Origin of the sequence: Fundicoccus culcitae, from assembly GCF_024661895.1 — a bacterium.
GTDB classification, from domain to species: Bacteria; Bacillota; Bacilli; order Lactobacillales; family Aerococcaceae; genus Fundicoccus_A; species Fundicoccus_A culcitae.
The window spans coordinates 2,888,045-2,901,913 of sequence record NZ_CP102453.1 but is presented as its reverse complement, the minus strand read 5'-3'; the positions used below and the strand labels follow the sequence as shown (position 1 = coordinate 2,901,913).

Genomic DNA, 13,869 nt, shown 5'->3' with positions numbered 1-13,869 from the left:
AGTTTGATACATCTGATTTTTAAGGAGCGTTTAAGATGGTTAAAAATACATATAATCAGGAAGCAAATTCATTAACAAAAGAGTCATTGCAAATTGCGCTGTTAAAGTTACTAAAGGATTATACAATTGAAGAAATAAGTGTCACACAATTAACCCAAGAAGCTGGCGTTTCACGTATGGCCTATTACCGTAATTACGAATCAATGGAAGGCTTGCATCGTGAAGTCTTTGACCGCTACTTTATGGCCGTCTTTGAAAAAGGCGGAAAGTATTTAGTAGCCGGTGATTTTCATTCATTCTGGAATTTTCTTTTCCAATATTTATATGAAGATCAAGTGGTTATTACGCTGATTCGGTCAACCCACACAACCTTCTTACTCGATATTTTAAACCAAACATTTTGTAACCACATCACCGACATCAATTTACGCTATTCTACTCGCGCTATGATTGGCTGCGTCTTTAATATGTTAACGGAATGGATTGATAACGACTTTAATTTGCCTCCCAAGGACTTAGCCGACCTCTGCATGCGTTTCACGATTCACGACTTAGACCTCTCCCATCTCCAAGCCATCCCAAGTAATTATCTACAAACGGAAACAGATGACGAAAGCTGATGTCTGATATGACATCCCCTCATTTTTTTAAATTTGCCAGCGAAGCTCATGCACCTCCTCGCCACCTTTCCTTGCTTGGTGGCGAAGCTTATGTTCTTCCTCGCCACCTATCCTGCTTGATGGCGAAGCTTATGTACATCCTCGCCACCTACCCTGTTTGATGGCGAAGCTCATGCACCTCCTCGCCACCAAGGCGAACGCCAAATGAAGCGCCGTTTGGCGGGGAATTCGCGAGTGAACGCCAAATGAGGCGCCGTTTGGCGGGGAATTCGCGAGTGAACGCCAAATGAAGCGCCGTTTGGCGGGGAATTCGCGGGCGAACGCCAAATGAAGCGCCGTTTGGCGGGGAATTCGCGGGTGAACGCCAAATGAGACCCCGTTTGGCGGGGAATTCGCGGGCGAACGCCAAATGAGGCGCCGTTTGGCGGGGGGCGGGGGCTCGTCATTTCACTCTTCCAACTGCTCAACCCACTTGCCGGCTTTTTTTTCCCATCGACGTCCGCCAAAATCATTTGCCGGCTTTCAGTGGAAATCGACGTCCGGCAAATCAAAATATAAGAAACTACTTATCCAATCACCGGTTTTTTACTTCCCACTAACGCAAACTGTAGGGAAAAAGCGATAGCGCGCGACAGCTTCATCTAATCTTGTCTCGCGCTCAATCACCGCGCGACAAACCCATCTAATCTTGTCTCGCGCTCAATCACCGCGCGACAAACTCCAACAAACTTGTCGCGTGACCAAACAATAATACTCCCCCTCCATCCTACAAAACACAAAAGAGACTGTCGCCTTTTTTTCAGGAGACAGTCTCTTATTTATCTGTTAATCCAGCCACTTTATTCAACTTCATTTATCTTATTAGTCAAAATAAAATTGAATTCTTTTTCACTCATTCGTTGAAAGTCGTCTAATTCAGCCAGCTGATAGTCTGAGGGTTGAATGATGTAGTCAATTTGAAACTCGTATGACCTAAAGTTAGCTGAATCAGAGGTGAATAAATTCAAATTGAAATTCTCGGTAATTCCTAACAAAGTGATATGAAAACGTTGAGTGCGCTCATTGTAAGTGATGCGGACGTTAGTTATCTTATCGATAATATCAGAGGTTTTAACATATAATTCTGTGTTTACCCGATTAACTGAATTATATTCTTCCGGGTAATAGTAACTTGGCAACAAATCGTCCGACAATTGCGTTTCATAATTCAGTTCAAAGTCTAACCCCCGATTTTGAACAGACAAGTCTAAGCTATTGCTCAAGACGACATCGTATAATTGAGAATTTGATGAATTATTATTTACTGTTATCGACGAATTGATTTTTTGATTCAATAGATCGTGTCCCCGCATCAAAAGATCCGGAATTTCTAAACGCTCTAAGTTTAAGATATAATAATCATCAATTCGATGAACCATTGATGGAGAAACCTGACTTAATTTATCAAAGTCGGGTAATAATAATAATTGCTCCAACAGAGGACTATCTAAATTATTCCGATTGATTACTTCCACTTCAAGCATGTAATCCTGATATTCCGTTAAGGACTCATCAAAATCAAAAGGAAAATGTGGTTTATTGAAAAACGCTAACGAATCTAAAAAACCAAATTGATTAATATACGCTAATTCAAAATTATTGAAGCCTAATAACTGTAATTGATAAGAATTTGGATAAAAATTATCATTGTAAAAGTTAAAGGTGGCTTCAATATTTTCTTCTTCATCCCCATATAAAACCAGATGGGTCATTCGTTTATTGTTGCGATTATTGGTTAACATATAATCAATTCGATAATTATCTAACTGGTTTAATTTCTTCAACTCACTTATTAAATATTCTAAATCATTCGTTGGAATGTTCGCATCGATGGTCTGCTCAAGATCCAATTGATTAATAAAACCATCAGCAGTGTTATGCGCCTTGATGGAAGGCACGTGAACAAACCCCATTAAAACAACCACCACTAACAATATTTTAGACACCATTTTTTGGAAGGATTGTCGCATGGTTAAGCTTATCACCTCACTTAATTCTTATTTTTGTTGATCTAATTATAGCAGATTCCTCTTTAATTAGTCCGAATCAAACAAAGAATTAAATAAATATTAGGATATTGCGATTAATCGAACCATAAAACCTACCTACCCTACGACATCACCAACCACGCAGCCCCAATTAACCCATTGTCACTCCCCATCGTAGATAGCGACAAGCGTGAAATAATATGCATTTGTTCCGGGTGCAACCATTTAAGGAGATATTTATTTAAGGATTGAAGGTAGGTGGGGTTTTTTAATGTCACACTACCACCAAGCGTAATCGCTGTGGGATCTAAAAAACAAATCATCGAGTAAACAGCTAAAGCGACGTCAGAAATAGTCTTCTCAACAATTGTATAGCCGGGTTCAACCTCCGTTGCCCAATCTGAAAACACATCCGCCGTGGTCAACCGCTTATTACCATAAATGATACGAGCTCTTGACTCAATTCCAGGACCAGCTGCGTTGTTCTCTAAAGTATGGTAGGGTTTGGCGAAATTGATTGGAAGAAAGCCGACTTCACCTGCAAAACCTGCCCCACGTAAAATTTGATTGTTAACGATCGTTGTACTGGCAATCCCCGTTGAAATCGTCAAATAAGTAAATATCTCATCCTCTCCCAAAGCTGCTGCGCGATATTCAGCGTAAGCGGCGACTTTTACGTCGTTATCAATCGCAATCTTCGTATCAGGGAAAACGGCTTGAAGTCTAGCCACAACTGGGAAATTACCCCAAGGTAAATTGTTTTGGTAAACAGCTATTCCATTATGAATATCCACTTTACCTGGCACACCTAATCCAATGCCTTGAATATCGCTTACTTGTAGTTGTGCGTTATCAAGCACGGTTTGAATGCTTTTTACAACTGCCTTAAAAAGCGTTTCGGCTGATTGGGTCGGTGTTTTTATTTGTTGGCGGTGATGGATAGCGCCTTTATCATCGATTAAGGCAGCGGCAATTTTTGTCCCGCCAATATCCACACCAATCGCCCAAGCAGAGGTATTTATTTGCATGAGAATTCTCCTTTCGTTAAATGGTCTTCCAACGGATTTCATTGGGCTCTAAAGTGACTTGTTGTTCCTTTTGCTGTCCGTCATAAATTGTCGCCGGCTGAATGGTATTGGTATTATTAACTAAGGCATAGACACCTTTTTCTGGATAAGCATGCACCTCGATATGAATATTACTACTTTGCCAGGTCATAAAAGCCGCCTCTTTGTTAGCCGCATAGTAAAGGGCGCGCATGAAAAGACGCGTATTTTCAGCAGAATATGGAATACCGGCTAGATAGACCCCGCGACCTTGTCCATAAGGATGCGCCGATAAATGAATTTCACCGTTGGCGTATTGAAGAATTTCGGTTTTTTCATCCAAAGCATAAATATTGTGCATGGACTCTCCAAAATCCAACTGATTGGGATCAGCCACATCAGCCGTGATGAAATGGTGGTCAACCACTTGTGTATAGTATTTGTCGGTTGATAAGGCAAAACCGCGTTCCTTATCCACGCCCAGGACATCCGCCAGTTGGAAATAGCGGCCTTGATGTTGATAAGCGGTCGGTTCCCCAACACCAACAAAACCTCCACCTTGATAAACAAATTGCCGGATAGCAGCCACAAGCGCAGGATTTTTCCAATGCTCCCCGCCCGAAAATGCCGTCTCAGCATCCCCGGCGTTAATGATAACATCAACATCTGTAGGGACGCCTTCATTAATAACATCCTCAAAACTAATAAATACTACTTCAACCGCAGCCCCACTAAGAATCTCCAAAGTGCCTAAGTAAGAATAAATTTGCTTATAAGGTAAAGCATGGGCTACCATATGCGTTTGCCATGAGCGTAATTTACCCCAAGCGTTCAACACCGCCACCTTCAAGCCTGTATAAGGTTTGCTTCCTTTGACAACATCATAAATGGTACGAAATTCATCCGTTACCTGTTCAATGTAATCAACGAATTTAGGGAATTTATAGGCAAGACTCAGATAGCCTCCGTAACCAATCCGATCGACTGGATTACGCATCAGTGCCCGACGCGCCGTCGTCCAATTTTCAATGGCTTCGATGGTTGGATCATTGCCCTCATAAAAGGTGTCTGGGAAGAAGTACGGTAAAAAGCGTCCTTCGGTATATTTCACATGGGGAATATCCGCAATCATACGCAAAGTAGCACCACCACCGACAGACCCAACTACAGCATCTAGCCCAATTTCCTGGAAATATTTGCCATATGGCTCCGTCCCAATCCAGTTATCCCCTAAAAACATCATCGCTTCCTTGCCATATTCATGCACAATATCAACTAGTTTTTTGGCCTCTTTAGCCACAAATCGGCTAATAAAATCAACATAATCCAAATAAGCCTTGGTTGGCACTCGAAAAGCAGTATTATAATAACCTTGATCAACAATATCTTCCGGACGCAAACGATAACCTTTTTCTGCCTCAAAAGCTTGGAAAGCAGCCGGCGAAACGGACGCCCCGTAACCAAACCAATCCACAAACTTTTCTTTGGCTAAATCATTAAAAACAAGCGTGAAGTGATAGAAAAACGTGGTAAAACGCACCACATCGGTTTTAGGGTTATTTTCACAAAAGGCTCTTAAGGTATCGGCCATGTATTTATTGGAATGCGGTTGTCGCACATCAAACGGTATATCATGCGGAACGGAGTCACCCCAATTATTGGTAATGTGATTATACATTTGCGTAGGATCCCAAATTTTATAAACAAGAAATGAAACCGTATATTCATGGAAAGGTTCCGCAGCTTTGATTGTCAACGTATGCTTATTTTGATCAATTTCCCAGCTTTGCGAATCGACAACCGTTGCCGCCGTCCGATCAATCACTTCCCACCACACTTTAGGGTCATGTCGATAATCCGGCGTTATTTGTTCCGTAAAGTAACCTTTCATGAAGTCAATCGTTAGTTCGGTTGAAGTGGCGGTATTAAATTGAGACATCAAATAGAGTTGCTGCACTTCCTCCATATGTTCTTCAATAAAATCATTATGATTGCGAGCCACAAAGTAAGTCGTATATATTTTTGCATCTAAATCTTTGACCGCTTCGTCCAATTTAGTCCCGTCGGAATCCCGAATCGCATCCGCACCCCAGCGCTCCAACAGCTCTTTTGTCTCAGCTAAAAAATTATTTTCACTCGGTAACGTCACGCGCCCTTTTTTCTTTTCCAATCCAAAACCTCCCATAATAAATATCACTGCTTTTGTTACGCAAAAGCCACTCACATATATTTTAGCGTAAACGGATTCACTAACATAATGAAATCTTAAGTAATAATTGCATTTTTTTTAGGTGGTTTTTCTGCATTTTTGATAAAGCCCACTTAGTAACACAAGCGATAAAGGAAGGATAGTGGCAACTAAAAAGCCATATTCCAATTGGTTATTAAACTGACTGGCAACAAATCCAACGATTGTTGGACCCGTAGCGGCACCGACATCGCCTGCTAAGGCTAAGATCGCAAAAATGGCCGTGCCGGCATGGCGGAAAGGAACCGCAGCCATCGAGAAAACACCCGGCCACAAAATACCCACTGAAAAGCCCGTTAAAGCACAGCCAATTAAGGCAATGGTTGGATGGGGTGCAAAAGCAATGGTTAAATAAGCAAAAACACACAGAAGACTGCTCCAAAAGATAGCTTGGACGATATCAATTTTTTGGCTATATTTGGCATATAACAAACGCGCAATCCCCATAAATAAAGCAAACATCGTTGGTCCTAATAAGTCGCCTAACGTTTTGCTTATACCCAGACCACTTTCGACAAATGCTGAAGCCCATTGCATCACAGCCTGTTCGGATGCCCCTGCTGCAAACATCAATAAGCAAAATAACCAGAAAGATTTGAATGTTAGCAGACTAGCTAAAGGTAGTCTTTCTTCCTCTTCAACCAAAACATTTATCGGGACAAAATAATAATAAATACCATTGCCAAAAGCAAAGATAGCCCAAATAATGGCTAAGATTGGCCAAGTGTCTTGCCCAAAGAAGAATAGAAATAAGGTTGAAACAATAATAACAAACATGGTCCCCCAACAGTAAAACGAATGCAGGATGCTCATATTACCCGCTTTATTTTCAGTTGGAACAGCTTCAACGATTGGACTCAATAGCACTTCCAAGAGTCCCCCACCCATACCATAAATAACAACCGCCAATAGCAAACCATGAAAAGCATTCGTGAATAAAGCTGGAAATAAAGCCAAGCCTGCAAGTCCAATCCCAGCCAATACTTGCGCGGCAACGACACTCACTTTATTCCCAATACGATCCACATATTTAGCAGCTAGCATATCAACAACTAATTGCACCAGAAAATTTAGGGTAATCAATAAAGTGATTTGTTCTAAGGGAATGCCGAATTGTTCTTGAAAAATTAGAAAAAGTAAAGGCGCAAAATTATTTACAATAGCTTGCGTCACATAGCCTAAATAACTTGCTCTTAAGGTATCTTTGTATGTTAACTTTGTCATAAAGTCTATCTCCTCTTCTTATATACGAACAAAATATAGTATATCATTTATTGAATCAGTTTTAATCTTTTTCATTATTTAGTGAAAAGATATCAATAAACTATTTCATAGTAAGCGTTTTATTGATAAAATAGACGTATAAAAGAAAGGATGTTGATTTAATGGCTACTATTCAAACATTTCCAGAAACAGAAATTCGTCGCAATAATCCCATGTTCTCACGTATGAAGTCATTAGTTGAAACGGCATTTTATGCTAACAATGTCACTCCTGTCAATACGATTCAAGAAGCTTATGAGCGAGCCTCCACGTTACCCAATACAATTGTTTTAGATCACACAATTAGTCATGCTGAAGAGCTAGGCTTAAATCCCGATACAAAGGTTATACTAAACAACGGTCATCGTGTCGTTGGACGAACTGCAGCTGCACGTAGAATCCTCGGACAAGATAATGGGGAGGCAGATGCTCTTTATCCGATAGTCATGGATGCCTTGTATGCTGGACAGACAGAGCCATTTATTAGTGGTCGTGCGATTGTTGGTTTAGAAGAAGATTTTATGGTTGAAGCCCATATTATGATGCCAGAAACTTACGCTGACAATTTATATTCGTGGTTACTGAATTTCCAAATTATGAACGATGAGTATCAAACTCGCTACGACCAATCAAAAAGCTATAATGAAACAGATATTTATTTGTATTTTAATCCTGATTGGAAGCACCCAGATTATCCAGATGGTTTAGCGATTTTTGACCCCGCACAAAATGTAGCCATTGTTTTAGGCATGCAATATTTTGGCGAGATTAAAAAAGGCACCTTAACCTTAGCTTGGGCAACAGCTGCGCGCAATAATTATGTTGCTTGTCATGGTGGTTTGAAGATTTTTAGAAAAGAAGGCCAAGATCCCTATGTAACCTCCTTCTTTGGCTTATCTGGTTCAGGTAAGTCAACCTTAACCCATGCAAAACATGAAGGTAAATATGATATTCAAGTGTTACACGATGATGCATTTATTATCCACAAAGATTCAGGAAATTCGATTGCTTTAGAACCAGCCTATTTTGATAAAACCAATGATTATCCGACTGACCATGTGGAGCAAGAATTTTTCCTTACGGTTCAAAATGTGGCGGTGACTTTAAACGAAGACCATGAACGTGTACTGTTAACTGAGGATTTACGCAACGGTAATGGGCGTACCGTCAAATCGCGCTATAGTACACCTAATCGTGTGGATAAAATTGACGAACCGATTAATTCCATTTTTTGGATTATGAAAGACGAAACCTTACCGCCAGTCATCAAAATAAATGACCCCGTCGTGGCCTCTACGCTAGGTTGTACACTGGTTACTAAACGTTCGAGTGCGGAAAATGTGAAGGATCGCTCCGGAATTGTTGTTGAGCCCTATGCGAATCCATTCAGGGTTTACCCATTAGTGGAAGATTACCAAAGCTTTAAAGATTTATTTGCGAAAAGTGAGGTCGATTGCTATATCATTAATACAGGTTCCTTCCAAGGAAAAGATATCACGCCTGCCGTAACTTTAGGTATCATTGAAGCCATTGTTGATAAGACAGCCAATTTTGAAGCTTTTCCTTATATTGACGTATTTGAATATCTCAACGTTGACGGCTATGAAATCCCGACAGATAGTGAGTATAAAGATGCCTTACGTTCAGCCATGGAAGTCCGCTTAGACTTTATCAATAACACCGTCACAGCGAAAGAACCTGACCACCCTCTGCCAGCAGAAGTGTCTGAGAAATTACAAGCCATTGTGGATGGGATTTAATGTCATTTTATCGTGGAAGGGTGAAAATCTGTAATAAAAAAGCATAACCAAAGGATACACAAGTATCGTTGGTTATGCTTTTATGATTATATTATGTTTTATTTTCTTCTCTTATAAATTAAGTAACCACCTGCTGCTAATAAGACAACAGCTAATACATACAACCAAGTGTTATTTTCTTCACCTGTTTCTGGTAAGTTTTCTTCTGTAGTTTCACTAATTGAAACTGAAACTGACGCAGAGGCAGACGATGAAGCACTTTCTGAAGAGACTTCAGAGCTAGCTGCTTCTGATTCTGATTCTGATGCACTTTCAGATTCTTCGGATTCTTCGGAACTTTCGGATTCTTCGGACTCTTCGGAACTTTCGGATTCTTCGGACTCTTCTGAGCTTACTGATTCTTCAGATTCTTCAGAACTTTCGGATTCTTCAGAGCTTACTGATTCTTCAGATTCTTCAGAGCTTTCGGATTCTTCAGAGCTTACTGATTCTTCTGATTCTTCTGAGCTTACTGATTCTTCTGATTCCTCAGAACTTACAGATTCTTCGGACTCTTCTGAGCTTACTGATTCTTCTGATTCTTCTGAGCTTACGGATTCTTCTGATTCCTCGGAACTTACGGATTCTTCAGATTCTTCGGAACTTACAGATTCTTCAGAGCTTATTGACTCTTCATCACTCTCAGATTCAACCGGTGGTACAACCGCATCATCCGTCAATTCGTTAACAAATTCCTCGGCAGATACAGTCATCAATTCTTCCCAATCTGCATCGGTTAAATCCGCTAAATCACCTTCAGGAACTTCAAATTCAACTTCAATCACTTTGTCATCATAAACAACCGTAGCATCTTCACCAGCAAGTTCAATCACTTCAAACGTAACCAGATCAGCTTCAACTAATTCAGCATCATTCAACTCATCAATTGGTTCAAAATCCATTGCGTCAAAATCGAATAAAATTTTACCTGTTGCATCATTCGTGACGGTTGCTAAAGGAATTGGATCATCCAATTCTACACTTCCATAATTAACCAGACTTAATTCAAAAGTAAATTCATCCGCTTCTAAATCGCGTCCGTCCAATACTTTTGTTAATTCAATACTTGGGAATGGGAATAATAACGCTGTGTTAGTCTGCGCGCTAATCCCATTAAAAGATGCTAGTGGACCAGAGACTAAGACTAAAGCCGATAGTAAACCTAAGCTTTTTTTCATACTTAACCAAACCTCCATAAATTAATAGACATCTTACTACAATGTTGATAAAAGAAATGACCAATTGCCCAAAGCGAAACATTTGCCAAAGTAACAATCCATACACCTTCATTTTATCATAAATTTTTAATAAAGAATATCAAACCCTCTAAATAAAATATCTCTGCTAAAAAGCCCCTACTTGCACTCCTTAATTCCGTTAAGCAGGAAGTGACGAACCGTCTACAATAGCGCATCTATGGAGGAAATTCATAATAATTATTAGGCAAATATTTAATCAGGCCATTGCTCTGTTAGCAGTGGCCTGATTAAATATTTAAAATAGACATTCCTGTAAAATATAGCAGAGATATTTATTAGGGGGTTAAACGCCTGAATAAGCAGCAAAACCACCATCGATAGGCATAACCACGCCATTAACAAAACTTGATAAGTTGGAATCGGCAAAGAAGAAGACGCCGCCTACGAGTTCTTCAGACTCACCAAAACGGCCTTGTGGCGTATTGCGCAAGATTTTATCGGCACGTTCAGTCGGTGTTCCATCTTCATTAAATAAGAGGCCTCTGTTTTGATTCGTCACTAAGAAACCGGGCGCAATCGCGTTACAGCGGATACCCACATGGGCAAAATAGACCGCTAACCATTGGGTAAAGTTACTGACAGCTGATTTAGCGCCAGAGTATGCTGGAATTTTCGTTAAAGGGGTGAAGGCATTCATGGATGAAATATTGACAATATTCGCCCCAGGACGTCCAATCATATCCTTTGCAAACACTTGGGTCGGTAATAAAGTACCTAAATAATTTAAATTAAAGACAAATTCGATGCCTTTTTCATCTAACTCAAAGAAGGTTTTAGTGTCTTCGGGTAAATCGAGTTCATGGAATTCATTATCGGTAGTGGCTCGTGGATTATTTCCACCCGCTCCATTGATTAATATATCGGTGGGTCCAAAGTCAGCTAAGACTTCTTCTCTAACACCTTCTAAAAAGGTCTTATCTAACACATTGGCTGCATAGGCTTTAGCTGTTCCACCGTCTGCTGTAATTTCATCCACATACTTTTGAGCCGCTTCTCTATTTAAATCTAATAAAGCAACTTTTGCGCCTTTTTTAGCGAATTCGCGGGCTAATTCGCCACAGATTACTCCACCAGCACCTGTTACAACAACAACTTTATCTGTAAAATCGAATGGTTGTGTCATTTTTACAATCCCTCCACTTTTTAATTATTTATTTTCTTTTGTAATGGCTTCGTGTAAACCATATAAATACGTTGCTCCTAAAGCGCGATCATACAGACCATAGCCCGGACGACCTGTTTCACCCCAAATCATCCGACCGTGGTCGGGACGAATCGGCCCCTCCCAGTTGTGATCAACTAAGGCTTTTATCACTTCATACATATCAATTGAACCATATTCAGTCGGATGGGCACTTTCTTGGAAGGACTTGCCTTGGCCGGTTAGTTTAATGTTACGCGCATGCATAAAGTTCACGCGTTCTCTACCTAAGGCATAGCGTAAGATTGCGACTGCATCATTCGCTGGGTCAGAAGCATAAGAACCTACACACAAGGTCAAGCCGTTGGCTGGACTGTCGTACAAATCTAAAAAGCGTTCAACGGCAGCTTGGTCGGTAATAATTCGAGGTAACCCAAAAATATCATATGGAGGATCATCCGGGTGAATAGCCATCTTCACATCGGCTGCTTCAGCCACAGGAATAATGCGTTCAATAAAATATCGCAAATTCTCCCACAAGGTTTCCTTATCAATTTGACCATATTCATCAATAATGTTTTTCATTTCTTCTTTGGTATAAGAGGCATCCCAACCTGGTAAAGATAATTCACCGGATACGGGATCCATTTTAGCTGCTACGGCTTCATCAAAAATCAAGGCATTTGAGCCATCTGGTAATTCAAAGGCTAGATCAGTTCTAGTCCAGTCAAAAACGGGCATAAAGTTATAACAAACGACATTGACCCCTTCCGCACCTAAATTACGAATTGTTTCGGCATAGTTAGCAATTAATTGATCTCGGCTTGGTTTACCTAGTTTGATATCTTCATGCACCGGCACACTTTCAATCACCGATAGTTTGAGTCCTTTACTTTCAATATCTTCTTTTAATTGACGAATTCGTTCCCGCGGCCAAACTTCACCCACAGGAATATCATAAATTGCCGATACAATCCCCCGCATCCCAGGTATTTGCCGAATATTCTCAAGGGTTACCGGGTCATCATGTCCATACCATCTAAAAGTCATTTCCATTGTGTCTTAGCCTCCAAAATAAATATTTGCATTATTAAATGCGATATCTTCCATTAATTTGCCTAGAAGTGCCTCATCATTAGGCACTTTTCCATCAACGACCCATTGACCGATCATATTCGCTAAAATGCGACGGAAGTAGTCATGGCGCTGATAGGATAAAAACGAACGGGAATCGGTCAACATCCCTAAAAAGTTGGCTAACAAACCTTCTTCACTCAACATTTGCATTTGATCCAACATACCTGATTCTGTATCCCCAAACCACCAAGCAGCACCAAAGTGTAATTTATTAACAAGGCCTTCTTCATTGGCTTGGAAATTTTGAATCGCATTAGCTACTAAACGATTGTAGGCAGGGTTTAAATTATAGAAAATCATCTTCGGCAATTTGTCTTGAAGCGTTAAATGATTCAAGAAAAGATTTAAATGTTTAGCTAAATTGGTTTGGTCACCAATGGAATCAAAGCCGCTATCTGTTCCTATGCGCTTAAACATTTTACTATTCGTATTTCGGCGTGCACCAAAATGAATTTGGGCCACCAGACCATGCTTTTTATACAAACCAGCTAAAGCTGTCAACACTTCCGTTTGCCAAGCATCTTCTTCATGTTGATTTAAAGCTTCACCTTGCATCGCTTTAGTGAAAATGTCATTTAATTCAGCTTCATCCGCTGTTACACAAACGATTTCACTCACACTATGATCAGAAGCACGACAGCCATTATCCGCAAAATAACTAACACGTTCGCCCATTGCTTTGATAAAACTGGCAAAATCAGTAATTTCTTTCGTCGTTTTTTCGGCAAGCCGCGTAACAAAATTTGAAAAATGCGCATGTGTCACAAAGGCTTCATCGGGTCTAAAGGAGGGTGCCACCGTAAAATTAATCGCTACATCTGCCGCTATTTTTTGATGCCATTCTAAATCATCCAAGGGGTGATCCGTTGTTCCTATGAATTTAACATGGGATGCTTCAATCAAGTCTCTTGGACTCAATTGTCGTTCCGTTATTTGACGATTCATTTCATCATATAAAACGTCCCAATTATCCATCGTTAAAGCTTCATCAATACCAAAAACTTGTTGCATTTCTAAGTGGCTCCAATGATACAAGGCATTACCAAAGGCTTTGCTTAAGGTCTTCGCCCAAGCTTCAAATTTTTCCTTGTTGGCGCCGTCTCCGGTTATCAATCGTTCTGGGACCCCATTAATGCGCATCAGCCGCCATTTATAATGGTCACCCGCTAACCAAATCGATACAATATTCTCATACGGCTTATTTTCATAAATTTCTTTAGGATCTAAATGACAATGATAGTCAAATATCGGCATTTTAGCTGCATAAGGATAGAGTCTTTTAGCGGGTTCATTCGTTAACATAAAGTTCTCATCAATAAATTTCATGCT

General features: G+C 40.2%; 10 protein-coding genes. 2 read left to right on the top strand and 8 right to left on the bottom strand.

Annotated elements, in window-relative coordinates:
- Positions 1–35: 35 nt before the first annotated feature.
- The gene (locus NRE15_RS13125; protein ID WP_313793318.1) at positions 36–620 is read left to right on the top strand and encodes a TetR/AcrR family transcriptional regulator; all 585 of its coding nucleotides are present in this window, start codon (positions 36–38) and stop codon (positions 618–620) included.
- An 839-nt stretch (positions 621–1,459) separates the two neighbouring features.
- On the opposite strand, the gene NRE15_RS13120 is transcribed toward NRE15_RS13125, so the two are convergent.
- The 4 genes from NRE15_RS13120 to NRE15_RS13105 form a co-directional block, all read right to left on the bottom strand.
- The gene (locus tag NRE15_RS13120; protein WP_313793317.1) at positions 1,460–2,629 is read right to left on the bottom strand and encodes a hypothetical protein; all 1,170 of its coding nucleotides are present in this window, start codon (positions 2,627–2,629) and stop codon (positions 1,460–1,462) included.
- A 140-nt stretch (positions 2,630–2,769) separates the two neighbouring features.
- Positions 2,770–3,675: an ROK family protein gene (locus NRE15_RS13115; protein WP_313793316.1), complete on the bottom strand. Its 906-nt coding sequence runs from the start codon at positions 3,673–3,675 to the stop codon at positions 2,770–2,772.
- A gap of 16 nt (positions 3,676–3,691) precedes the next feature.
- The gene (gnpA, locus tag NRE15_RS13110) at positions 3,692–5,863 is read right to left on the bottom strand and encodes a 1,3-beta-galactosyl-N-acetylhexosamine phosphorylase (RefSeq protein WP_313793315.1); all 2,172 of its coding nucleotides are present in this window, start codon (positions 5,861–5,863) and stop codon (positions 3,692–3,694) included.
- Positions 5,864–5,980: 117 nt separating this feature from the next.
- Positions 5,981–7,165 (bottom strand): MFS transporter, encoded by a 1,185-nt coding sequence (locus NRE15_RS13105; RefSeq protein ID WP_313793314.1) that lies wholly within the window; start codon positions 7,163–7,165, stop codon positions 5,981–5,983.
- A gap of 161 nt (positions 7,166–7,326) precedes the next feature.
- Between NRE15_RS13105 and NRE15_RS13100 the strand changes: the two genes are divergently transcribed.
- Complete coding sequence (locus NRE15_RS13100) at positions 7,327–8,964, top strand: phosphoenolpyruvate carboxykinase (ATP) (protein WP_313793313.1); 1,638 nt, start codon at positions 7,327–7,329, stop codon at positions 8,962–8,964.
- 98 nt (positions 8,965–9,062) lie between these two features.
- On the opposite strand, the gene NRE15_RS13095 is transcribed toward NRE15_RS13100, so the two are convergent.
- The 4 genes from NRE15_RS13095 to uxaC form a co-directional block, all read right to left on the bottom strand.
- Positions 9,063–10,181: an LPXTG cell wall anchor domain-containing protein gene (locus tag NRE15_RS13095; protein ID WP_313793312.1), complete on the bottom strand. Its 1,119-nt coding sequence runs from the start codon at positions 10,179–10,181 to the stop codon at positions 9,063–9,065.
- Positions 10,182–10,545: 364 nt separating this feature from the next.
- Positions 10,546–11,385: an SDR family oxidoreductase gene (locus tag NRE15_RS13090; RefSeq protein ID WP_313793311.1), complete on the bottom strand. Its 840-nt coding sequence runs from the start codon at positions 11,383–11,385 to the stop codon at positions 10,546–10,548.
- A 24-nt stretch (positions 11,386–11,409) separates the two neighbouring features.
- Complete coding sequence (uxuA, locus tag NRE15_RS13085) at positions 11,410–12,459, bottom strand: mannonate dehydratase (protein WP_313793310.1); 1,050 nt, start codon at positions 12,457–12,459, stop codon at positions 11,410–11,412.
- Between the two features lie 6 nt (positions 12,460–12,465).
- Positions 12,466–13,866, bottom strand: coding sequence for a glucuronate isomerase (uxaC, locus tag NRE15_RS13080; protein ID WP_313793309.1), 1,401 nt, complete (start codon positions 13,864–13,866; stop codon positions 12,466–12,468).
- Positions 13,867–13,869: the final 3 nt, after the last annotated feature.

Bases quoted from the DNA above. Each gene is read 5' to 3' on its own strand.
- NRE15_RS13095 (WP_313793312.1), bottom strand. From the start codon at position 10,181: ATGAAAAAAAGCTTAGGTTTACTATCGGCTTTAGTCTTAGTCTCTGGT.
- uxaC (WP_313793309.1), bottom strand. From the start codon at position 13,866: ATGAAATTTATTGATGAGAACTTTATGTTAACGAATGAACCCGCTAAA.
- NRE15_RS13120 (WP_313793317.1), bottom strand. From the start codon at position 2,629: ATGCGACAATCCTTCCAAAAAATGGTGTCTAAAATATTGTTAGTGGTG.
- uxuA (WP_313793310.1), bottom strand. From the start codon at position 12,459: ATGGAAATGACTTTTAGATGGTATGGACATGATGACCCGGTAACCCTT.
- NRE15_RS13100 (WP_313793313.1), top strand. From the start codon at position 7,327: ATGGCTACTATTCAAACATTTCCAGAAACAGAAATTCGTCGCAATAAT.
- NRE15_RS13125 (WP_313793318.1), top strand. From the start codon at position 36: ATGGTTAAAAATACATATAATCAGGAAGCAAATTCATTAACAAAAGAG.
- NRE15_RS13090 (WP_313793311.1), bottom strand. From the start codon at position 11,385: ATGACACAACCATTCGATTTTACAGATAAAGTTGTTGTTGTAACAGGT.
- NRE15_RS13105 (WP_313793314.1), bottom strand. From the start codon at position 7,165: ATGACAAAGTTAACATACAAAGATACCTTAAGAGCAAGTTATTTAGGC.
- NRE15_RS13115 (WP_313793316.1), bottom strand. From the start codon at position 3,675: ATGCAAATAAATACCTCTGCTTGGGCGATTGGTGTGGATATTGGCGGG.